Origin of the sequence: Sodalis sp. RH24 (assembly GCF_047324145.1) — a bacterium.
Taxonomy (GTDB): Bacteria; Pseudomonadota; Gammaproteobacteria; order Enterobacterales; family Enterobacteriaceae; genus Acerihabitans.
On sequence record NZ_CP178729.1, the window covers coordinates 4,440,921 to 4,463,779 of the forward strand.

The 22,859-nt window shown below is 57.9% G+C and carries 19 protein-coding genes, 1 tRNA gene and 1 pseudogene; 10 read left to right on the forward strand and 11 right to left on the reverse strand.

Annotated features, from left to right (window positions below):
* The first annotated feature begins 4 nt into the window (after positions 1 to 4).
* The 5 genes and pseudogenes from ACL2XG_RS20170 to srlR form a co-directional block, all read left to right on the forward strand.
* A complete protein-coding gene (locus ACL2XG_RS20170) occupies positions 5 to 862 on the forward strand; it encodes an alpha/beta fold hydrolase (protein WP_413721439.1) in 858 nt (285 codons plus the stop codon).
* Entirely contained in the window at positions 859 to 1,257 is a 399-nt protein-coding gene (locus tag ACL2XG_RS20175; RefSeq protein WP_413721438.1) for a YybH family protein, read from the forward strand. Before ACL2XG_RS20170 ends, ACL2XG_RS20175 begins: the two co-directional genes overlap by 4 nt.
* A 353-nt stretch (positions 1,258 to 1,610) precedes the next feature.
* Positions 1,611 to 6,770 (forward strand): MBG domain-containing protein, encoded by a 5,160-nt coding sequence (locus tag ACL2XG_RS20180; protein ID WP_413721437.1) that lies wholly within the window; start codon positions 1,611 to 1,613, stop codon positions 6,768 to 6,770.
* A gap of 3 nt (positions 6,771 to 6,773) precedes the next feature.
* Complete coding sequence (locus ACL2XG_RS20185) at positions 6,774 to 8,432, forward strand: ShlB/FhaC/HecB family hemolysin secretion/activation protein (protein WP_413721436.1); 1,659 nt, start codon at positions 6,774 to 6,776, stop codon at positions 8,430 to 8,432.
* 37 nt (positions 8,433 to 8,469) lie between these two features.
* Positions 8,470 to 8,577, forward strand: a pseudogene (srlR, locus tag ACL2XG_RS20190) (glucitol operon DNA-binding transcriptional repressor SrlR); the annotation flags it as partial.
* A 160-nt stretch (positions 8,578 to 8,737) separates the two neighbouring features.
* Here the strand turns inward: srlR and ACL2XG_RS20195 are convergent.
* Complete coding sequence (locus ACL2XG_RS20195; RefSeq protein ID WP_413721435.1) at positions 8,738 to 9,457, reverse strand: hypothetical protein; 720 nt, start codon at positions 9,455 to 9,457, stop codon at positions 8,738 to 8,740.
* A 259-nt stretch (positions 9,458 to 9,716) separates the two neighbouring features.
* Here ACL2XG_RS20195 and ACL2XG_RS20200 point away from each other — a divergent pair, with 259 nt between their 5' ends.
* A complete protein-coding gene (locus ACL2XG_RS20200) occupies positions 9,717 to 9,947 on the forward strand; it encodes a transposase DNA-binding-containing protein (protein WP_413723495.1) in 231 nt (76 codons plus the stop codon).
* A 578-nt stretch (positions 9,948 to 10,525) separates the two neighbouring features.
* Positions 10,526 to 10,999 carry a hypothetical protein gene (locus tag ACL2XG_RS20205; RefSeq protein WP_413721434.1) on the forward strand — a complete coding sequence of 158 codons (474 nt, stop codon included), beginning with the start codon at positions 10,526 to 10,528 and terminating at the stop codon, positions 10,997 to 10,999.
* Positions 11,000 to 11,046: 47 nt separating this feature from the next.
* Here the strand turns inward: ACL2XG_RS20205 and ACL2XG_RS20210 are convergent.
* A tRNA-Phe gene (locus ACL2XG_RS20210) sits at positions 11,047 to 11,122 on the reverse strand.
* Positions 11,123 to 12,114: 992 nt separating this feature from the next.
* On the opposite strand from ACL2XG_RS20210, the gene ACL2XG_RS20215 reads away from it, so the two are divergent.
* Entirely contained in the window at positions 12,115 to 14,271 is a 2,157-nt protein-coding gene (locus ACL2XG_RS20215) for an ornithine decarboxylase (RefSeq protein ID WP_413721433.1), read from the forward strand.
* Positions 14,272 to 14,314: 43 nt separating this feature from the next.
* Here ACL2XG_RS20215 and mltC read toward each other — a convergent pair whose 3' ends face one another.
* From mltC to mutY, 3 genes are read right to left on the reverse strand one after another with little or no spacing between them, the layout of a single operon-like run.
* Positions 14,315 to 15,379, reverse strand: coding sequence for a membrane-bound lytic murein transglycosylase MltC (gene mltC, locus ACL2XG_RS20220; protein ID WP_410013554.1), 1,065 nt, complete (start codon positions 15,377 to 15,379; stop codon positions 14,315 to 14,317).
* 58 nt (positions 15,380 to 15,437) lie between these two features.
* Positions 15,438 to 15,710, reverse strand: coding sequence for an oxidative damage protection protein (locus ACL2XG_RS20225; protein ID WP_162366945.1), 273 nt, complete (start codon positions 15,708 to 15,710; stop codon positions 15,438 to 15,440).
* Positions 15,710 to 16,813 (reverse strand): A/G-specific adenine glycosylase, encoded by a 1,104-nt coding sequence (gene mutY / locus ACL2XG_RS20230; RefSeq protein ID WP_413721432.1) that lies wholly within the window; start codon positions 16,811 to 16,813, stop codon positions 15,710 to 15,712. Before mutY ends, ACL2XG_RS20225 begins: the two co-directional genes overlap by 1 nt.
* 169 nt (positions 16,814 to 16,982) lie before the next feature.
* Here mutY and trmB point away from each other — a divergent pair, with 169 nt between their 5' ends.
* Both trmB and ACL2XG_RS20240 read left to right on the forward strand, forming a co-directional pair.
* Positions 16,983 to 17,702: a tRNA (guanosine(46)-N7)-methyltransferase TrmB gene (trmB, locus tag ACL2XG_RS20235; protein ID WP_410013556.1), complete on the forward strand. Its 720-nt coding sequence runs from the start codon at positions 16,983 to 16,985 to the stop codon at positions 17,700 to 17,702.
* A gap of 28 nt (positions 17,703 to 17,730) precedes the next feature.
* Positions 17,731 to 18,456 (forward strand): DUF2884 domain-containing protein, encoded by a 726-nt coding sequence (locus ACL2XG_RS20240; RefSeq protein ID WP_413721431.1) that lies wholly within the window; start codon positions 17,731 to 17,733, stop codon positions 18,454 to 18,456.
* 144 nt (positions 18,457 to 18,600) lie between these two features.
* On the opposite strand, the gene hemW is transcribed toward ACL2XG_RS20240, so the two are convergent.
* The 6 genes from hemW to ACL2XG_RS20270 form a co-directional block, all read right to left on the reverse strand.
* A complete protein-coding gene (hemW, locus tag ACL2XG_RS20245) occupies positions 18,601 to 19,734 on the reverse strand; it encodes a radical SAM family heme chaperone HemW (RefSeq protein WP_413723494.1) in 1,134 nt (377 codons plus the stop codon).
* The gene (rdgB, locus tag ACL2XG_RS20250; RefSeq protein ID WP_413721430.1) at positions 19,727 to 20,320 is read right to left on the reverse strand and encodes an RdgB/HAM1 family non-canonical purine NTP pyrophosphatase; all 594 of its coding nucleotides are present in this window, start codon (positions 20,318 to 20,320) and stop codon (positions 19,727 to 19,729) included. Before rdgB ends, hemW begins: the two co-directional genes overlap by 8 nt.
* A gap of 72 nt (positions 20,321 to 20,392) precedes the next feature.
* On the reverse strand, positions 20,393 to 20,701 hold the full coding sequence (gene yggU, locus ACL2XG_RS20255; protein WP_410013559.1) for a DUF167 family protein YggU: 309 nt from the start codon (positions 20,699 to 20,701) through the stop codon (positions 20,393 to 20,395).
* Entirely contained in the window at positions 20,698 to 21,252 is a 555-nt protein-coding gene (locus ACL2XG_RS20260; protein ID WP_410013560.1) for a YggT family protein, read from the reverse strand. The genes yggU and ACL2XG_RS20260 overlap by 4 nt, the downstream gene beginning before the upstream one ends.
* 50 nt (positions 21,253 to 21,302) lie before the next feature.
* Complete coding sequence (proC, locus tag ACL2XG_RS20265) at positions 21,303 to 22,124, reverse strand: pyrroline-5-carboxylate reductase (protein ID WP_410013561.1); 822 nt, start codon at positions 22,122 to 22,124, stop codon at positions 21,303 to 21,305.
* 21 nt (positions 22,125 to 22,145) lie between these two features.
* Positions 22,146 to 22,859: a YggS family pyridoxal phosphate-dependent enzyme gene (locus ACL2XG_RS20270; protein ID WP_413721429.1), complete on the reverse strand. Its 714-nt coding sequence runs from the start codon at positions 22,857 to 22,859 to the stop codon at positions 22,146 to 22,148.

Genomic DNA, 22,859 nt, shown 5'->3' on the forward strand with positions numbered 1-22,859 from the left:
GCCTATGAGCTGGAAGCGCAGCAACATTGCCGGATTTGCCGGCACTCAACTGGCCGCAATCGACTTCGGCGGGCAGGGCGGAGGGATTCTCCTTATCCACGGCATGATGGGCCGGGCAACGACCTGGTCAACAACGGCGCAGTGGCTGACCGAACATGGAAAAGTGATCGGATACGATGCCCGCGGCCACGGCTTAAGCGACGCGCCCGAAGGGCCCTACGACCGCAACGCGCATGTCGAGGACGCCGCCGCGGTGATTAATGCGTATGGCCTCGCGCCTGCCGTGGTCATCGGTCATTCCATGGGCGCGCTCACCGCGTGGCAACTCGCGGGCAAGCATCCTGAACTGGTCCGGTCCGTGGTTATCGGCGATATGGCCGCCGTGGTGCCCGATGTCCAGGCACGCTGGCAGGCATGGCTGGATGAGTGGCCGGTCCCATTCGACAGTATTGCCGCTATCCACGCCTATTTCGGCGGGGACTATTTTGGTCAATACATGATCGGCGCGCATTCCGAACGAGTGCACCCGGCTGAAGGAGACTATTTTGTCGAGGTGTTCGCTGAGCGGCGGGATGGTTATTGGCCCCTTGCGGGTACGCGCAATGTTCTTGCCTGCAGGGCACACTGGAATAACCGCGATCATACCTCCGAGCTGAGCCAGGTTCACTGCCCGGCGCTGGTGGTCGCGGGGGAGCACAGTTATTTCCCCGCCGAGGGTTCACGCCGCATGGCGGATGTGCTCCCGGCAGGTGAGTTTGTATTGGTGCCGGACGCAGGACATGTACTGCACTTCGACAATCCCAAGGCTTGGCGCGCCGCAGTCGAGCCGTTCGTTCGCAAGACCATCGGACTACTGCCATGAAGCCACCATCATGGGAGGACATCCTGGGAGAGCTGCATGCCGCCGTCGGACGTCTTCTTGTCGGCGAGCATACGCCCTATCAACAACTGTGGTCCCGTGCGCCGGACGTCACCATGATGGGTGCCTACGGCGGCCTCTACACGGGGTACGATGCGGTCTGCGCGGCGATAATCCGTGCAGCCGCCAACTACCGGGGATGGCAGCCCGACTATCAGGAGGAACCCATCGCAGCCGTTAACGACGGGATGCTCGGCTATGTCATTTTGCGGGAACGCGTAACCAACATGAGAGATGCGACGGTAAGATGCCGGCGCGTCACGGTTCTGTTTCGCCGGGAAGAAGAGCAATGGCGGATTTTCCACCACCACTCGGACCCTCTGCACCAGGTGGTGTAGCGCGGTCCGGCTGTGTAGTTATACCGCAAGTCAGCCGGCAACGGTTGCGCCATCGGTATTTAGGTTGCCGACAGAGAAAATTGGCGGGTTAACACCCGGCATCCCCGAACGGGGTCAATTTGCAAGGGGTTTTGGTCGCCTGATTTCTCTCTCTTCGACGCATCTCGCAAAAATAATCTTATCCACGTAATTAAACGTTTTTATCGATAAAGATTCTCCCCATCCCTGCCGTTGGTTGTGATGCAGGCGCAACCGGCGTCTGCCCTTCCAATGTGCGTCAACGATAGCGCGCCCTCTGGCGCTAATACAGCTTAGTCAGCATGCATTTCTACCCGCTTAAGCAAGGAGTACCTATGAATTGCATCTTCAGCGTGATCTGGAACCACAGCTGTAATGCCTTTGTGGTCGTCAGTGAGCTTGCCACTCGCCGTGGCAAACGCAGTGAAGTCGGTGCGATTCAGGTCGATGATCATTCAACCCCATGTAACGGAGCGCTCAAGCCGCTACCGTTTGCCATTGCCCTGATCTCATGCAGTATTTTCTGCATGCCTGTTGTCAGCATGGCCGCAGATTTGCCCACTGGCGGTCATGTCGTTCTCGGCAGCGGCCAGATTGGCACGGCGGCCAATCATCAACTGACGATCAACCAGTCCAGCCAAAAAATGGCGATGGATTGGCAGAGTTTTGATATTGGCAAAGACAACAAAGTGACCTTTGTTCAGCCCGGCGCTGATTCGATCGCCCTGAATCGGGTGATCGGTGCTGACGGTTCGAAGATCATGGGCCAACTTAACGCTAATGGCCGGGTGTTCTTGATCAACCCCAATGGCGTGCTGTTTGGTCAGGGTGCCTCCGTCAGTGTCGGCGGGTTGGTGGCTTCGACACTCACTCTCTCGAACCGGGATTTCGCCAACGGCAAATACGCGCTAAAGGGTGATGGCGGCAACGCCAGCGTCGTCAACCAGGGCACCATTACCGCAGCCGACGGTGGTGCCGTGGCGTTACTCGGCGGCACCGTCAGCAACCAGGGCGTGATTGTTGCGAAACTGGGTACCGTAGCATTGGCTGCCGGCAAGGCGGTGACGTTGGACTTCGCTGGCGATGGCTTGCTTAATGTCCAGGTCGATGAAGCGGCCAAGAATGCGTTGGCGGAAAACCGCCAGTTGATTCAAGCCGACGGTGGCCAGGTCATTATGACCGCGGCGGCCAGCAATGCGCTGCTCAGGACGGTGGTCAACAACACTGGTGTGATTGAAGCGCGGGGCTTGCAGAACAAGAACGGCAAGATCTCCCTCGGCGGCGGCGACAGCGGTCTGGCGCACATCGCCGGCACCTTAGATGTCTCGGCAACCCAAGGCACGGGCGGCGCGATTCAAATCACCGGCCAGAACATTGCGCTCGCGTCCGCCACCCTGAATGCCTCGGGCGCCAGCGGTGGCGGCGGCATCAAGATCGGCGGCGAAGCTCAAGGCAAAGGCACCCTGGCTCACGCACAAGGTACCAGCGTGGATGCCGGCAGCAGCCTCAAGGCTGACGCCGGGACCACGGGAAAAGGCGGCGACATTGTCGTTTGGTCCGACGGAACGACCGTGGCCAGGGGCAATTTTTCGGCCAGGGGCGGTACGCGCAGCGGTGACGGCGGGTCTGTAGAAACCTCCGGCCACAGCGTTGACTTCACTGGCATCCAGGTGAGCACCTCGGCGACGAAAGGCAAAACGGGTGATTGGCTGGTGGATCCTGAAGACCTGATCGTTGATGACGTTTCAGCGGCCACGATCAACGCCGCGCTCTTGAACACCGACGTCACCCTGCAAACCACCGGCACCACCGCCTCCACGACCGGTGGATCTGCGGCCTCCACGGCAACCGGCCCCGGTGATATTTCCGTTAATTCCGCCTTGAGCTGGAGTTCGCCAAATACCCTAACGCTGGACTCGTTCCACTCCATTGCCATCAATGCCAACGTCTCCGTCACCGGTGCAGGCGGCTTGGTACTGGTGACGAATAACAACAGGAACGGCGCCAGCAGCGGCAGCGGCGATCTCAGTTTCGCCGATGGCGTCTCGGCCAGTTTCACGGCACCGCAAGGCAGCGGGCAGCGGTTGAACATCAACGGTTCGGCTTACACGCTGGTTTACAGCATGGCCGACATCGACGGAATCGACGGGGATCCAGCTTCGTCCAGCGCAATTACAAACCAAACTGCGGCGGGCGGATTAGCCGGCCATTACGCCTTGGCGCGTAATCAGGACGCGAGTGGCGTCACCTATACGAACGCCATTGTGGGGAGCTATGATAATGATGATGATTCACCCTTCTCCGGCACCTTTGAAGGCTTGGGCCATACGCTATCGAACTTGACCATCACGGCTCCGTACGCAAATTACACGGGGCTGTTTGGCTACAATCAGGGGGCAACGGTCCGGGACCTGGGTTTAGTGAATGGCGCTATCAGCGGCGGATCTTACGTCGGCGGTATCGTCTCGATGAACGATAGTTTCTCCTCTATATTAAACAGCTATTTCAGCGGCACGGTGTCAACGTCATCCTCCGGCATTATGATCGGGGGAATCGCCGGCTTGAATGGATATCGCTCGACGATTGCAAACAGCTACAGCATGGGCACTGTGACGGGCACCCGCTGGACAGGCGGAATAACCGGCTATAACGGCAGTGCCCTGGTGACAAACAGTCACAGTTCCAGCAACGTCAATGGCGGTACGGGTGACTACGTTGGCGGGGTAGTGGGCGCTAACGAAAGCGCCACCATCACCAACAGCTATAGCACCGGGACCGTATCGGGCAACACGCGTGTTGGCGGGGTAGCCGGCAACAGCTACCAGGGTACGATTTCCAACAGCTACAATACGGGCAACATATCGGGCGACAGTTTTGTCGGCGGTGTTGTTGGCCTTAACGATACGTCCAGTTCGCTCACAAATAGCTACAATTTCGGCAATGTCCAAGCTGATAATATTGTGGGCGGGGTCGCAGGCTATAACGACAGTGCTGTTTCCTCCAGTTATTCCACCGGCCAAGTGCGGGGGACGGCGGGCATTAACGTTGGCGGCGCCATTGGCTACAATCAAGCCGCTGGTACGGTTACCCACGTTTACTGGAATAGCGTGACCAGCGGCAATGCTGTTGGGATTGGCGGCGGTGTCGCTTCCGGTGTCACCGGGTTAACCACCGCACAATTACAGGGCGTATTACCTTCTGATTTCGATAATACCGTTTGGGCCACCGCCAGCGGTCTTTACCCCTATTTGACATCCCACTATCCGCACGGCACACCGCAAGCCATTTCCGGCTTTGCTCAAAACAGCGATGCGGCTGGCCAAGTCGCCACCGTGATTAACGGCGCGGTGGCCGGTACCTCGTCCATCGGCGCCGATGGTTACTATTACAGTCTGCTTGCGCCCGGCGCCTTGGCGAACACGAATGTGTTCACCTACGCGCAAAGCGGCGGCAATCTGGCTAATACCTTCACTCAGGGTGTTACGGATACGACCAGTAACATCAATCTGACGGCTAACACGCTGGTACTCATTGGCGATGAAAACTCACTGTCCTCGCTGCTGACGGATTTGAACGCGGCCAGCGGCGGCGTAGACAGCGCCAATAAGCTGTTTACCCTCGATGGCGGTGGCCTGAACGCCACCGATGATGTGCTACTCACCCGGGCCGGGAGTTTCATTGTTGACCAATCCCTGAGCGCTGTCGGCAGCAGCACCCTGAGCGTCGCAGGTGATTTGACCATCGCACAGGGCGGGCATGTCAGCGGGTCAGATGTGGTGTTGTCCACCCCGGAGGCCTTTATCAACAACGCCGGCAGTAACGCCGTTACCGCCTCGGCCGTCGCCGGACACCACTGGGTGATTTATTCCAATACCCCAACCACCGATACGTTTGCCGGGCTAAACAGCAACAATACGGCTATCTGGAATGCCAACATAAATACCCTTCCAGCAAGCGCCGTAATCGGCAACCGGTACGTGTTCCGCTATCAACCGACGGTCACCTACACCGCGGCAAACGTCAGCAAGACCTACGGCGACCAGGTAGACGTCAGCTCTGCGTATACCACCTCTGGCGTGAGTGCCGGTGTCGCTGGAGCATTCGCCGCCGATACCTTGGCTAACGTGGTGGCCGGCACGTTAGCGATATCTTCGATGGGAACGGCGGCTACCGCAAATGTGGGCAGTTACGCCATCCAGGAAATCCAAAATACGTTAAGCGGTTTGGGGGGTTACCTGGTCGCACTCGCGAACACCGGAAACGTAATCGTCAATGCCAGACACATCACCGTGGCGGCCAACAGCGGCAGCTCAACGTACGGCGATGTCACCGCGGATAAACCGGGCATCAGCGTCACGGGCTTGGTCAACGGTGATCTTGATAGCGGACTGGGTCTGAACAACGATTTCGCCATCACCAACGCCGATAACGCAGGCAGCAATGTGCTGCATGTGGTCGGTACGCTGAGCAACGGTAACTACGTGATCGATCAGCGCATCAATGGCCACTGGACAGTCAATGCCAGACACATCACCGTGGCGGCCAACAGTGGCAGCTCAACGTACGGCGATGCCATCCCGGATAAACCGGGCATCGGCGTCACGGGCCTGGTCAATGGTGATCTTGATAGCGGACTGGGTCTGAGCAACGATTTCGCCATCACCAGCGCCGATAACGCAGGCAGCAATGTGCTGCATGTGGTCGGTACGCTGAGCAACGGTAATTACGTGATCGATCAGCGCAGCAATGGCAACTGGACAGTCAATCCCAGAAACATCACCGTGGCGGTCAACAGCGGTAGCTCAACGTACGGCGCTACTCATGTCCAGCCGACCCTAAGCGCCAGCGGCTTGGTCAACGGCCAAGGTGTATCGGTACTGACCGGTTTGAGCAGCACTGGCATTAGCGACACCACCCACGTCGGCACCTATGTGTTGAGCGTGCAGGGGGTCCTCGCCAATGGCAACTACACCGTGACCCAAACATCCGATGGCCAATGGACCGTCGATCCCCGCGCCCTGGTCGTTACCGCCAACAACCTTGGCAAAATCGTCAACGCCAGCGACCCGGCACTGACGTGGACCACCAATGGCAATCTGGTTAACGGTGACCACCTCAACGGCAATCTGACGCGCAGTGCGGGCGAAACCGTCGGTCAATACAGGATTGAACAAGGCACGCTGAACAACAGCAATTACGCCATCGCGTTTACTGACGGTGTGTTCAAAATCGGTGTAACGCCGCTAAACCCATTACCCAGCCCCCCCGAAAACGTAGCGGCGGCGCCCACCACGCCGCTGCACGAATTGCCGTCACCCCCTACGTCTCTGGAGGTGCTACTCCAATTGCTCAGCGCCCCCGAAAACGTAGCGGCGGCGACCACCAAGCCTCTGCGTAAATTGCCGACCCCCACCACGCCTCTGGCGGTGCAACTGCCGTCCGACAACCTCTATAGCGTAATTGAGCAAGGCTTGCGCCTTCCAGAAGGACTTTGATTCATGCGTATCCGCCTTACTCCCATTGCCCTGGCTCTCCTGACGTTAACTGCGGGTGCGGCCAAGGCTGAAATTGCGCCGGACGCGGGTCAATCGATCCGTGAGATCCAAACGAAACCGCCGGCGTTACCGCCGCGCCAGACGCTGGATCTGAACCTTCCCGACAAGCCGGACACCAACCCGACGACCAGCGGGCCGACAATGCAGGTCGCGCAATTCAAGTTGACCGGCAATCAGGCAATCGGCAGCGCCGATCTGCTGCCATTGCTGGCCGACCTGCGAAATCGCACGGTCAGCTTTAGTGAGTTGCAGGCAGCTGCCGGGCGTATCACCCTGTTTTACCGACACAAAGGTTACCCGTTGGCGCGGGCTTATTTGCCGGCCCAGGACGTGGAAAATGGCATCGTTACCATTGCCGTGCTCGAAGGCCATTTTGGCGAAGTGACGCTCAATAACGCGTCGCGCATCAGCGACGGCACGTTGGCGGCACCGCTCCACGCGCTGAAAAACGGGGGAGCGGTGCGCGCCGGCACCCTGGAGCGCAGTCTGTTGCTGCTTCAGGAAACCCCCGGCGTCGAAGTCCGGTCCACGCTGAAACCCGGCACAGCCGTAGGCGCCAGCGACCTGGTGGTGGATGCCCGCTCGGCGCCGATGGTGTCGGGCCAAGTGGATCTGGATAACTATGGCAACCGCTTCACCGGTGAATATCGCCTAGGCAGCACCCTGAACCTCGCCAGCCCGTTGGGCATTGGCGATCAGGCCAGCATGCGGATCATGGGCTCTGATGAAGATCAGCGTTACTACCGGGCGGCGTATCAGTTGCCGATCGGTCCTTGGGCGACCCAAATCGGCGTCGCTTACTCGGACATGAATTATCAGCTGGCCAAGAATTTCGACCATCTTGATGCCTCTGGCAACGCGAAGATTGCCAGCGTGTTTGTGCAGCAGCCATTGATTCGCACCCGGGATTTCAGCCTGACTGCGCAACTGCAATTCGATGACAAACGCTTAAAAGATGACATCGATCTTTATGACTACAAAAGCAACAAACACTCGCATGTCGTGACCGCCAGCCTCAACGGCACCGCCCGCGACAATTTTTTGGGTGGCGGTTCGAATGCGTTCTCGTTGGCCTGGAGCCAAGGCAACCTGACGCTGGATAACACGCAAGACAAAGTGCTGGACGATCAAACTGCCAAGACTCGCGGCACCTTTCAGAAGATCAATCCCAGCGTCGTGCGCCTGCAGCGCCTGACGGATCGGATCAGTCTTTATGGTCAGCTCCAAGGCCAATGGGCCGGCGGCAACCTTGACTCCTCTGAAAAAATCAGTCTCGGCGGCGCGTATGGCGTACGGGCTTATCCAGAAGGCGAAGCACAGGGCGACCAAGGTTATGTGGCCAACGTCGAACTGCGTTACGCCCTGACCGAGATCGCGCAGCTGTTCACCTTCGTCGACCATGGCGAAGTGCGGCTGAACAAAGACACGTGGGTTGACGGCGAAAATCACCGCAGCCTTTCCGCTACGGGCGTGGGCTCGACATTGTCTGCCGGCAACTGGCATTTGATGGCGGTCGCGGCATGGAAGCTGGGTAATGCCGATGCGCAAAGCGACGTGGAACGTACGCCGCGGGTGTGGGCGCGGGTTAGTCGCTCGTTTTGACGGTTAGCGCTAGCCCATAAGTCGGGTTTTGCGCGGCGTCAGCCAGGCAATGCGCAACGCCGCGCAGCAGCGGATCCCGCTGGTGGGTTCTTCCAAGTTTGGCCGCAAAAGCCCTGATGTGGTCTGCAATCTGACGGCGGTGAATATTCCGTTAAAGCCTCTCTAAATCGTCATGATATTGTTATTCACACGTAGTTTTGTTTTATCTATGTGAAATGTCTGGGGACAAGAACCAGAGCCATTTCATCGGCCAGGTTATTAGCCTGGCCGAAAGGACATCGGTTTTTCCGGGGATTTTGATTTTTTTAACCATGGACTGGCCCCTCCTTAGCCCGTAATGCGGCTTCCAATACCTGCTCCGGCGCTGAGGTCAGGAAGTCTTTGGGTTTTTTATTACCCAGCCAGCTATTGGGGGTGCCAAACCAAACGGCCAGAGACCATGGTGTTTTTGTTTCCCCGAACAGTTCTATGATCTTTTTCATCAGTGGCAGGGGTTGTCCACCGATATCCAGCGCATAAGCCGGATACAGGTCCCTACCTTCCGATGTTATGGCAAAAATCTTTCCGGCCCGCTTCCAGCGATTTGGTAACCCGCTGGGGTTTTTCACATCGGCACTGGCTCCCCCTCGGCGTGAAACTTCCTGGGCAGGTAGCCACTCACTGTCATTCAGGATGATCTTTTTAAGTTTCTCGAGACGTTCTGTGTTGGTTGTCCCTGCGCTCCTTTGCCCGCCTCCGGTCTTAACCTTTACTGAAGCAGTTGCTGTCTGTGAGGTCTTGGGACGTTGGCTCATCCCGGTTACGGCACGGAAAGCGGCATCAAGCGCAATTTTAAAGGTTATGTCATCAATGGAGGGAGGGCGTTTCAGTACATAGTACAGCTCTGTCTGATCTTCCTGGTCATCATAGAAGTCCGGCACTGTAATAGTCATGTCAGCATGTCCGTCATCAGTTTTAAAGTACGAGATATTGTCTGCGGGGATTGCCATGACTTTGAAAGTAGAGCCTTTTTCTCGTGTGATCATGATCTGACTCCTTGTGATAGTTTAACTATATATCTGATATCTACAATATATACAACATTCCGATAATATGCCCTATACACAAGGGGAAGACAGTGATTTTGCCGGTTGTTGCATCTGCTGGGTAAGCGTGTGCCCAGTCTTGCAACTACCCAAAATTATACTAATATAATCATAAGGATAATGGGATAAAGTTATTTACAGGGATGGCTGAACAGTGGTTAATCAGGAACACGTTTCGCACTCATGTCTAGATGAAGAAATGAATTCTTCGGTGTTTAGCGATCGCCGCCATGCCAGTCGCTTTAAATCTTTGAGGCAAAAATTCTGGTGCGGAATGGGCAACAGCCTTCGTTTTTCCTGCCAGGATCGTGCAGCGACAACAGCCGCTTACCGGTTTCTTTCCAGCGACAGGAGTGATGAGCAGCGCCTGTTGCAGGATCATTTCGCAGTCACCTGCCAACGGATACACGCACTGAATGCTTATCCCTGATAATGTTTTTTCTCCAGTTAGCAGAAAGAGCTCAGTGTTGTCCATGTTCTAGCCGCCGCCATAAGCTGTCGATGAAAGAAGTTGACCTCAATGTCATGACAAACTTATTTCTCGCCCTAATTGATATTCACCAATGATCCCTATAAACAATTTAAAACGGCCATGCCGATATCGGCAACCCACTGCCGAGATAACGGGGCCGAGATACGGAGCATAGTGCAGCTTGAATATTTATTAGGTAACTATTTGATAAAAAATGTTTAAATGGATTTATAACGACCATTCCTTTGCCTGAAAATCACTTGCGGTTAATCACCGTTAACGGTATCTTTTAGCTGCGCCTGCAAAATCAGGCGCCGGGATTGGAACCCCGATAAACCTCATTGGCGACAAGACGCCATCGCGTCTTTTTTTATGTCGCGCGCTTAGTTATACCAAAATTATGGTGGGCTGGGCGGGGGCACCGCAAGGTGCGCCGGTGTCAGTGAGGCCGGTAGTTCCAACCCTGTTCAGTCCACCACCCTGAGATTGGAACCTCTGGTGGTGGGAGTACTTCGTCACTCACTGGAGGCAGCCTTATGGCTACGATCCCCACGCATGCTCACGCGTTACTTTCCATCCCGTTCGATTCAACCACTGATTTCACCGTTCTGGCAGGCCATTGTGAGAACCTTGCCGACGCTTTGCTGCAAAACGACGACCCGGCGCAGCGCCAGGCGCTCAGCGCACGGCTTGACCGTTGCCTGGCGCAGCTGCGGCCCACGTTGGACGATGCCATCCCGGCTCATTTGATGGCAAGCCTGACCGTGGATGACCTGCCCATGACCTCCCCTCGCTTTGAACCCGATGCCGTTCTGCTCTGCGGGTACGGCCAGGCGCTGGCGCGGTTGTTGGCGGAGCGTAAATTATCGCCGGAGATGGAGCCGGTACTGGCCGGGCTGCTGTTTGATTTGGTGGTGTATTTCGCCGATGAACTGCGCGCGCCGCGCTGGATACGCACCGTAGACGGGATAAAATTTATCGAGGAAGTAAACAGGGTTCCGGAATACTGAATGGTGGAAAGTAAAAAACCAGCCGTTAGGCTGGTTTCTTTAAATCATGGTGCCCGGACTCGGAATCGAACCAAGGACACGGGGATTTTCAATCCCCTGCTCTACCGACTGAGCTATCCGGGCAACGGGGCGCATTAAACCGTATCGCCGGGATGACGTCAACGGCTTTATCATCTTTATCCGCTCGATCGGCGAGTTTTCACGCAGTCAGCGTTGCGCTGCCCGCGGGCGTATCCGGGGTGGCGGCGTAAAAAACCTGGGTAATACGTGATAGCGCCCTTTTTCCGAATGCGATTATTTCATTATTTTCTATAGCAAAAATACGCTAAGGCTATTTCTCATTATGGCGCCGGTATTTATACGTGGCGATAAACGTATTTTATTGGTCATTATGATCATGCCTGGTTGGCGAATGGAAAAAGTTGAAGCGCTGTTTATTGTCAATCACACCATCCTGGCCGGCGCTGACGGGCCAGGGGCCGCGGTATTTCTTATGGGATGGCGAATGAGGCAGGTAAGCAGGCCAGGTACAGGAAGACTTTATCCATGCATTCCTCTTCGCTGGAGCCCGGGTTATGGGCGTATAACGCGATGACTTTAAGGCGGTGGAGAAATAAGATATGTCATAATTTAACTGAATAATATAAATTTATTGTTTATCATATGGTTAATATCAAATTTGCTTTTGCTTATTGGCAATATTTTTGCTTGAACCCGGCGTAAAAAAATGCAATTATTGCGCAAATTTCTCTTATCACTGCTGCAAGGTCTTTGGGAGCCGCCGGTATGATACATTCCATGCTGCTGCGTTATAGCGTCGGGCATCAATGCCTGGTGTTATCCGATATTTGCCCAAACGATCTTCGCCTCCGAAGTACACCCCTGCTCACCATGCGGTGAGGGTATATCCCGGCTTCCTGTTAAGCAGTCGTAAAAACAGAGATTGGCTCTGCTTTTACTGATGCTTATCGGCCGCTGTTAATACCAGTATTTCCGATAACGCGCTGTTTTTACAACCGAAAATAGCGAAGACATCTTATGCGGGAAGATACGTTGTTCTCCCATCGCGTGCTCTCAGGCACATACACTCATCCTTAACCTTTGGGATTGGTGACATGAAATTATTAAAAATAGCGGCCAGTGCGGCCTTTGCCGATCGTTTGTCTACTGCGCGGGACATCGTGCCGCTGGATAGCACTGATTTTACCGATGTCGCGGCCCTGGTCGTTTCCGTGGCGGACGCGCGCGCGGGCGTGCTCAGCATTTTGCGCAATACCGGGCTGTCGATTCCGGCTTTTATCGCCGTGGAGAGCGGGGAGCACGCCGCTGATGTCGCCTTGCCGCCGCAGACCGGCCTGCTTATCCTGAGCGGCGCGGAAGACCACGGGCCGCTACTGGAAGCCGCCGCCGCGCGCTACCAGCAGGGCGTGCTGCCGCCATTTTTTGATACCCTGACGCAATATGTCGCCATGGGCAACAGCACCTTTGCGTGCCCGGGCCACCAGGGCGGCCAGTTTTTCCGCAAACATCCCGCCGGGCGCCAATTTTATGAATTTTTCGGCGAGAATATGTTTCGCGCCGATATGTGCAATGCCGATGTTAAATTGGGCGATCTGCTGATCCATGAAGGCTCGGCGAAGGAAGCGCAAAAATTTGCCGCCAAGGTGTTTAACGCGGATAAAACCTATTTTGTGCTTAACGGTACCTCGTCGGCCAATAAGGTCGTCACCAACGCGTTGCTGACCCGCGGCGACCTGGTGCTGTTTGATCGCAATAACCATAAATCGGTTCATCACGGCGCCCTGATACAGGCGGGGGCGACCCCGGTCTATCTGGAAACCGCGCGCAACCCGTTCGGACTGATCGGCGGTATCGACGCCCATTGCTTTGACGAGCGTTACCTGCGCCGCCAGGTGGAGGAAATCGCTCCCTGGCGCGCCGCGCAGCAGCGTCCGTTCCGCCTGGCGGTCATCCAGCTTGGCACCTATGACGGCACCATCTACAACGCCCGCCAGGTGGTGGATAAAATCGGCCATCTGTGCGATTACATTCTGTTTGATTCCGCCTGGGTCGGCTACGAGCAGTTTATCCCGATGATGGAGCAGTGTTCGCCGCTGCTGCTTGATCTCAATGAACATGACCCGGGGATCTTTGTTACCCAGTCGGTGCATAAACAGCAGGCCGGCTTTTCGCAAACGTCGCAAATCCATAAAAAAGACGCGCATATCAAAGGGCAGAAGCGCTTTTGCAACCATAAGCGTTTCAACAACGCGTTTATGCTTCATGCGTCCACCAGTCCGTTTTACCCGCTGTTCGCCGCGCTGGAAATCAATGCCAAAATGCACGAAGGGGCCGCCGGCAGGCGCCTGTGGCTGGACTGCGTTAAGCTTGGCATCGATACCCGCAAGGACATGCTGGCGCAGTGCCGCCTTATCAAGCCGTTTATCCCCGATCGCGTCGGCGGCAGGCGCTGGCAGGATCACGACACCGACGCCATGGCCCATGACGTGCGGTTCTTTAATTTTGTGCCGGGAGAGTCCTGGCATGCCTTTAGCGGTTACACCCAAAACCAGTACTTTGTCGATCCCTGCAAACTGCTGTTGACCACGCCCGGCATCGACCGGGTGAGCGGGAATTATTCGGCGTTTGGGATACCGGCCACCATCCTTGCCACCTATCTGCGCGAAAATAATATCGTGCCGGAAAAATGCGATCTCAATTCGATCCTGTTCCTGCTGACGCCGGCGGAAGACGCGCCGAAAATGCGCCGGCTGACGGCGGCCTTGGTGCAATTCGAGCGCTATATCGAACAGGATGCGCCGCTGAGCGACGTATTGCCCAGCATCTGCGAAAAATATCCCGACCGCTACCAGGGATATACCCTGCGCCGCCTGTGCCAGGAAATGCACGATTTGTATGTCAGCTTCGATGTGAAGCAGCTGCAGCGGGAAATGTTCCGCCATGACTACCTGCCCCAGGTGGCGATGAATCCCCAGGAAGCCAACATGGCCTTTGTGCGCGGCGATGTGGAACTGGTGCCGGTGAGCAAGGCGGAAGGACGTATTGCCGCCGAAGGGGCGCTGCCGTATCCGCCGGGCGTGCTGTGCGTGGTGCCCGGCGAAGTGTGGGGCGGCGCGGCGCAGCGCTATTTCCTGGCGCTGGAGGAGGGGTTAAACCTGCTGCCGGGCTTTTCGCCGGAACTGCAGGGGGTTTACGCGGTGCGGGGAGAGGATGGCCTACAGCGCCTGTACGGCCACGTTATCGGCAACTAGCCCCCCGGCGGCCGCGTTATCGGGCCGCGGAGGGGTTTATCACTTAGCGGTAGTGTTTCTGTAAACTGCTCACCTTATACAAATACCGCCGCGACTCCGCGGACGGGTGCTGGGTGGACAGTTTCTGGTAAACTTCATCCGGATCCAGGTTGTTGATGACCGAGAATGCGCGGTTCTTGTCGCTGGAGAAAACCCGCAGCACGCTGCCCGCGCCGCCGTTATAGGCGGTAATCACCGCATAGCGCCGGGAGGTGGGATTGACAATCCCCGCCAGGTAGCTGGACTGCAGCAGCGCCAGATAGGCGGTGCCGGTATCAATGTTGTTTTCCGGATCGAACAGGTAGCTACGGCTTGGCTGGCCCCATTTGCCCTTCATTTTGAATACGTCGCGTCCGGCGCTGTGCTGGACGACCTGCATCAGGCCCAGCGCATCCGAATGACTGACCGCGTAGGGGTTAAAACTAGATTCGGTTTGCATAATCGCCAGGATCAACGACTGATCCACGCCATATTTCTGTGAGGCGTTACGCACCATCGGCAGATATTTATGGGCGCGTTTATCCAGGTGGTTAGCCACCAGTTGGATAGTCACCGACCAGATTTGATGCAGGCCGGACGTGCGCTGCTGCAGCCGGGTTTGCAGCAGGTAATCGGCAAAGTGGGCGGCGCGCCATTCCCAGCGGATGGGATCGCCGTTGTTATCCACCACCTGGCCGTACAGGAAGGGCTGCTTACTGATCTGGATATCATTGACGTCGGAATAGAGATCGATGGAACCGGGGTTGTCGCCCATCAGCAACGTGCTGATAATCGCCTGGCGCAAATGCGACGCCGGATCGCCGGCAATGGTCTCGATGGTAATGGTCCCGGCGTCAAAATTAATATGGCTGCGGGTCTGGTATTGATCGGTGTATTTAACGTAATCCTTCGGTCCGGCAATCAGGACCTCGTTGATGCCCCAAATATTCTCAATATTATTGGCGAACTGCCCCATAAGAATATCAAAACCATTGGTATCTTTAACATAGGCCTCGTTGTCTTCGGTTTTATGACTGGAACACGAGAACAACAGGGGCGCAATCACCAGCAATGCTACAATTTTCTTCATCTTACGGGCCGTGTCAGGACAAGAAAGGCATAATGGGCCTGCGAGCGCTCATCTATCATTATGGTTTAGGCGGCGTGTACCCTTCGACATGCACATCCTGGCCTTCAAACAGAAACTTAATCATCTCCTGTTCCAGTATTTTACGGTCGGCGACGTTCATCATGCTGAGTTTTTTTTCGTTAATCAGCATGGTCTGCCGGGTCTGCCACTGCGCCCAGGCTTCCTTGGAGATATTGTCAAAGATGCGTTTGCCCAGCTCGCCCGGATAAAACTGGAAATCCTGGCCTTCGGCCTCTCGCTTGAGAAAAGTACAGTAGATGGTTCTGCTCATTATTGTTCCTCTTTGTTGGCGGGATGGCCCAAGACCGGTGGCCGTGGCGCGCCTGCCGGCAATTTACCCGCTTGCAGCAACAGGCGCTCGACCGGCGCGGCCAGTCCCACCGATGGCGGTTGCGCTAAGTTATACCAGAGTCCGGCGCCTTCATCCATGCAGCGCTGCGCGCCGTCCGTATTTAACAGCACCGGGACGATATCCAGGTGGAAATGGCTGAAGGTATGGCGAAACGCCGTCAACTGCTCGCCCTGATCGATATCCAGGCCGCGGCTTTGCAGCCAGGCCGCCAGTTCCCCGCGTTGCGTAAACTGCGGGAAGCAGAATAATCCGCCCCACAGGCCGGCGCCCGGGCGCTGTTCCAGCCAAATCCGCTGGCCGGACTTTAGCATCAGGAACCAGGCGGTTTTTTGCGGCAACGCCTGGCGCGGCTTCTTGCCCGGATAGAGCGCCCAGCTGTGGGCGGCATAGGCCTCGCAGCCGGTATTAAGGGGGCACAGCTCGCATTTCGGCCGCGTGCGCGTGCACACCAGCGCGCCCAGGTCCATCATGGCCTGATTGAACTGCCCGACGCCCTCGGCGGGGGTCACTTCCGCGCTCAGGCTCCACAGCCGCTGCTCGACCTCTTTTTTGCCGGGCCAGCCGCCGACGGCAAAATAACGCGCCAGAACACGTTTCACATTGCCATCAAGAATAGGATAATGCTGGCCAAGCGCCAGTGATAATATCGCGCCGGCGGTAGAACGGCCGATACCGGGCAGGGCGGTGATGTCTGCAAAAGCGGTGGGGAAGACGCCGCCGTGCCGGTCGGCAATCAGCTGGGCCGCTTTGTGCAGATTACGCCCGCGGGCGTAATAGCCCAGCCCGGTCCACAGATGCAACACTTCATCCTGCGGCGCCGCCGCCAGCGACCCGACCGTCGGAAATTTAGCCATGAAGCGCTGGAAATAAGGGATAACCGTGGCGACCTGGGTTTGTTGCAACATGATCTCCGACAGCCAGACCTTGTACGGCGTCTTGTCCTGCTGCCAGGGAAGTGTTTTGCGCCCGAAGCGCCGGTACCATTCCAGCACTTGTTGCGCGAACAGTTGCGCTTGTCTCATCGGTGGGGTATTACTCTCCGGCAGGTCTTGGCTCGAAATATCAGGCAGCGATTCCAGCACAGAGTTGCCATACTGTAAACAGGAACTTTCCGGTACCGGCCACTTGCTAATCAACGCTATCTTTGCATAATGCGCGATTGCCAATCAATTTGCCTAAAACGAAACTACTATGAGCAATGACGTTATCTCCCATGAATTTGACGACCAGGGACGGCCGCTGCGCCGCATCCGCAGTTTTGTGCGCCGCCAGGGTCGCCTGACCAAAGGCCAGCAGCTGGCAATCGATACGCTGTTGCCGGCCATGGGCGTCGAATACCGGCCCGAGCCGATCGCGCCGGCGTCCCTGTTCGGGCGCGAGGCGCCGCTCACCCTGGAGATTGGCTTCGGCATGGGCGCGTCGCTGGTGGAGATGGCGGCGGCGCATCCGGAACAGGATTTTTTGGGTATCGAGGTGCATCTGCCCGGCGTCGGCGCCTGCCTGCTGAGCGCGCGCGAAGCGGGCATCAGCAACCTGCGGGTGATGTGTCACGACGCCATTGAAGTCCTGGAGCATATGATCCCGGACGAGAGCCTGGCCCTGGTGCAACTCTACTTTCCCGATCCCTGGCATAAGGCCCGTCATAATAAACGGCGCATCGTGCAGACGCCGTTTGCCGAGCTGGTGCGGCGCAAGCTGCGGGCCGGCGGCGTGTTCCATATGGCCACCGACTGGCAGCCCTACGCCGAGCATATGCTGGCGGTGATGAGCGACGTGGCGCATTTCCATAATCTTTCCGAACAAGGGGACTACGTCCCACGTCCCGAATTCCGGCCGTTAACCAAGTTCGAGCAGCGGGGCCAGCGATTAGGCCACGGGGTTTGGGATTTAATGTTCGAAAAAAGTGTCTGATGTTTGACCTTTATTTTCAGGAGAACGTATGTTGCGCAAAGCAGTTCTGGGTATCTTGATGTTAACCGCCTGGCAGGCGCAGGCGGATTATCAGTGCCAGGTAAAACCGCAGGACGATATCTTTATCACCGCGCAGACCGTGCAGGTGGTGGGCGCCAGCGGCAACGTGACCATCAGCCGCAACGGCGACGTGGTGCGTAACGGCCAGCAGGTGGCGCTGGATGCGCGGGCGCGCCAGCAGGCGGTGGATTACCAGGCGGAGATACGTCAACAGCTGCCCTGGATTGACAACGGCGCCCAGGCTCATCTGGAGAAAGGCCGCGTGGCGCTGGACAGGGTTATCGTGCAGCAGTTGGGCAGCGACAGCAACGTGCGTAACCGGCTGACCACGCTTGATAAACAGCTGAAGCAGCAGATGAACCGCATTCTGGAGCATCGCAGCGAAGGACTGGCCTTCCATCATCAGGCCATTGATCAGGTGCAGCAGGACGGCCAGCGCATCGTGCAGCAAAGCATGGGCGGCGTGGTGCAGGACAGCCTCAACGAGATGGGCGTTAAGCAGACGATGAACGCCGCCACCGGCAACAGCCCGCTGCAGTCGGTGATGGGCAATCTGGGCGGCTTGCAAAAAGCCATTCAGGCGGAGTGGAGCAACCAGGAGCAGGAATTCAAGCAATTCGGCGATCAGGTCTGCCAGCGGGTGACCCATCTGGAGCGCCAGCGCAGCGACCTGCTGAAATCCCTGCCGGAATAACGCGCCCGGCGGACGGTTGCAATCGCGGCCTGCCTGCCAACGCCGGCGTATAGGCTGCACACCGTGCGCCCGGCGACACCGTGCCGCAGGGACGCTCTTCCTGCGGCCGGAGGCGCCTGAATTATCGGCGCGGGGCGGCCCCCGTCATTCCATAAACAGCTCGAGCAGCGGGTTCAGGAACAGCTTGCCTTTTTCCGTCACCTGCCACGCTGACGGGCTTTCGGTAATATAGCCCCCGGCCAGCGCGTGATCCAGCGCTTCGCGCGCCGTGCTTTCATCCAGCCCGGTAAAGGCGGCGTACTCTGCGCGCGGCGTCGGCTCCAGCAGGCGAAAACGGTTCATGAAAAATTCAAACGGCAAATCCGCCGGCACCACCGCATAGCGCTTGTCCAGATATTTACCCTGCATATAGCCGCGCGGATGACGCACTTTCACCGTACGCAGCACGCGGCCGTCGGCCTGGGTTAATTTGCCGTGGGCGCCGCAGCCGATCCCCAGGTAATCGCCAAAACGCCAGTAGTTGAGGTTGTGGTGGCACTGGAAACCGGGTTTGGCATAGGCCGAGGTTTCATATTGCCGGTAGCCCGCGGCAAACAGCAGCGCATTTCCCTGCTGGTAGATATCCCAGAGCGCGTCGTCGTCGGGCAACACCGGCGGACGCGAGCCGAACAGCGTATTCGGCTCGATGGTCAACTGATACCAGGACAAGTGGGGCGGTTCGAGTTCCATAGCCTGGCGCAGGTCGTCCAGCGCCTGCGCCAGCGTTTGATCGGGCAGGCCGTGCATCAGGTCCAGGTTAAAGCTGCGCAGCCCCAGGCCGGCGGCCAGCCGCGCCGCGCGCCGGGCTTCCTGCGCATCGTGGATGCGCCCGAGGCGCACCAGTTTTTCCGGTTGGAAACTTTGCACGCCGATGGAGATACGGTTAATCCCCGCCTGCTGGTAGCCGTGAAAGCGGTCGGCCTCCACGGTGCCGGGATTGGCTTCCATGGTGATTTCCGCCGCGCGGCTCACCGGCAGCCGCGCGCGCACGCCGTCGAGCAACAGCTGCATAGCCCGCGCGCTCAGCAGGCTGGGCGTGCCGCCGCCGATAAAAATGGTGCCGATTTCCCGGCCGCCGGTATAGGCGGCGTCCTGATCCAGATCCGCCAGCAGGTGGCCGACGTACTCTTCATGCGGCACGTCGCCTTTCAACGCATGGGAATTGAAATCGCAATAGGGGCATTTCTGTACGCACCACGGAATATGGATGTACAGGCTCAGCGGCGGCAAACTAAGCATCACGCAGGGCGCCCAGCAACTGCGCCAGCGCCTGGCCGCGATGGGACACGCGCTGTTTTTCCCCGCGGGTCATCTCGGCGGCGGTGCGCTTTTCATCCGGCAGGTAAAATACCGGGTCATAGCCGAAACCGCCGGTGCCCGACGGCGCGCGGCTGATGACGCCGCGCCAGATGCCGTGGCACACCAGGGGCGTGGGATCAAGCGCATGGCGCAGATATACCAGCACGCAGTGAAAACAGGCGCCGCGTTCGTTGTCCGGAACGTCCCTCAGGGCATCGAGCAGTTTTTCCAGGTTCTGTCGATCGGATGCCGCCGCGCCGGCGTAGCGGGCGGAGTAAATGCCCGGCGCGCCGCCGAGGCTGTCCACCGCCAGGCCCGAATCATCGGCGATGGCCGGCAGGCCGGTGGCCGCCGCCGCATGACGCGCCTTGAGGATGGCGTTTTCGATAAAGGTCAGGCCGGTCTCCTCGGCGGAGTCGACGCCCAGGGCGGTTTGCGCCGCCACGTCCAGGCCGAAATCCGCCAGTAATTCCGCCAGTTCGGCCACTTTGCCGGCGTTGCCGGTGGCCAGTACTACTTTTTGCATATCATCTGTCCACAAAAGGGGTCATTCGTGCCAGGCGGGGCAAGCCCGGCGCGGGGGATGCCGGTACACGCCTCAGGCGCCGGCGGCGTCGTCCGCCAGCAGTTGCGCGATAAGCGCGGGCAGGCGGGGCGGCTCGGTTATCCGCAGCTGTTTATGGCGGCCCAGTTCGCCTTTTTCAATCATAACCCGGCTCTTGGCCACGCCGAACTGTTTGGCGATGAAACGGGTAAGATGTTCATTGGCCTGGCCGTCCACCGGCGGCGCGGTGATCGCGACCTTGATCTCGTCGCCGTGCGGGCCGACTATCCGATCGCCGCTAGCTTTCGGCTGGATATAAAGTCGCAATACCACGTCGCCCGCGTCCAGCCAGGCGCAGATCACAGCCGGTACCAGAGCGTCGGAAACAGGTCCATGCCCATATAGTTGAATAGATACAGGATCAGGATCACCACCATGGCGGAGAAATCGATGCCGCCCATGGCGGGAATAATGCGGCGTACCGGCGCCATCAGCGGTTCGCTAAGCTGGTAGAGCACCTGATCCATCGGGCTGCGCCCCTGGCTTATCCAGCTCATCAGCGAGCGGATGATGATAACCCAGAAAATCAGCTGGCCGGCTGATTTTACCAGCGTCAACAGTCCCACCAGCAGATACAGCGGGTCGGGCGTCACGCCGCCGAGCTGGATCAGCATTTCCAGCGGAAACTTCAGCGTGGCCAGGATAAACGCCAGCAGCAGCGACGCCGTATCGATGGGGCCGATGGAGGGAATAACCCGGCGCAGGGGTTTGATGACCGGCTGGGTGATTTTAACGATAAATTGTGAAAACGGATTATAAAAGTCGCAACGGGTCCACTGCATCCAGATGCGCAGCAGCAGCACCATGATATAAAAATCAAATAGCGTCTTGACCAGAAACGTCAGCGTCAGCATAAGAGGGTGATATCCTTAATAGCGTTAAAATGCACGATTACGGCAAAAAATCAGAATAATTTTTCCATTTCTTCAGCGCGCGCCACCGCGGCCTGCATGGCCTCGGCTACGGTTTGCGCCAGCTGATGTTGTTCGAATACCTGTAATGCGGCGGCGGTGGTGCCTCCTTTGGACGTGACATTCTGCCGGAGCGTGGCAAACGGGGTCGCGCTGTTGGCATCGGCCAGGGCGGCGGCGCCGGCGGCGGCCTGTCTTACCAGCAGGCCGGCCGTTTCCTGGTCAAAGCCCATCCTTACCGCCTCTTGCTGCATGGCTTCCATCAACAGGAAAAAATAGGCCGGCGCGCTGCCCGCCGCGGCAATGACGCCGTTTATACCGCTTTCCTCGTCCACCCAGCACACCTTGCCCACCGCGCCCATCAGATCGGCGGTGAAATCGCGATCCGCCCGGCCGACCTGGTCCGGCGCATAAAGGCCGCTCATGCCCTTGCCGACCAATGCCGGCGTATTGGGCATGATGCGCACAATGGCCACCGTCTCGCCGAGCAGGGCGTAAAACCGGCTAACGTTAACACCGGCCGCGATGGAAAGCACCAGTTTGCCGGAAAAATCCATTCCCTGGCGCAGCTGCGCGCAAACCTCGGCCATCAGCTGGGGTTTCACCGCCAGCACCACCACCTCCGCCTGCCTGGCGCCCGCCAGGTTATCGGCGCTTTCATTCACCCCCAGGCGCGCGGCAAGCCGTTGGCGATTGGCCTGCGACGGCGCGCAGACGGTGATCAAACCCGCCGGGTAACCGGTGGCGACCAGGCCGGCGATAATGGCCTGGGCCATGTTGCCCGCGCCGATAAAGGTAATTTTACGCTGTTGCATGCTATTCCTCATGGTAATGGGTTATGCCATCGGTGCGCGATAGTCCCTGGCGCCGAAAATCGCGGTGCCGATACGCACCAGGGTACTGCCGGCGACGATGGCCGCGGGCATATCGTCGGTCATTCCCAGCGACAGCGTATCGGCGCCGGGATGGCTGCGGCGCAAATCCGCAAATAGCGCCGCCATTTGCTGGAAAACCGCCAACTGGCGCTGATAATCCGCCTGCGGGGCGGGAATGGCCATCAGGCCCCGCAGCCTCAGCCTGGGCAGCTCCGCCACCTGGGCGGCCAGATCCGCCATGAGATGCGGCGCAATGCCCGACTTGCTCTCTTCACCGCTGATGTTGATTTGAATCAGCACATTGAGCGGCGCCAGCGCCGGGGGGCGCTGGTTGTTCAGGCGTTGCGCCAGCTGCAGGCGATCCAGGGTATGCAGCCAGTCAAAATGCTCCGCCACCAGCCGGCTTTTATTCGACTGTAGCGGACCGATAAAGTGCCAGCTCAACGGCGGGGTAACGGCTTTTTGCCGGAAGTAGCTGATTTTCTCCAGGCCTTCCTGGACATAATTTTCGCCAAAGGCGGTTTGCCCCGCCCGGATGGCTTCTTCGATAGCCGTCACAGGTTTGGTTTTACTTACGGCGAGCAGGGTAATTTCTTGCGGATCGCGGCCGCACTGACGCGCGGTCGCCGAGATTCGTTCTGTTACCTGCTGTAGATTCTGCTCGATAGTACTCAT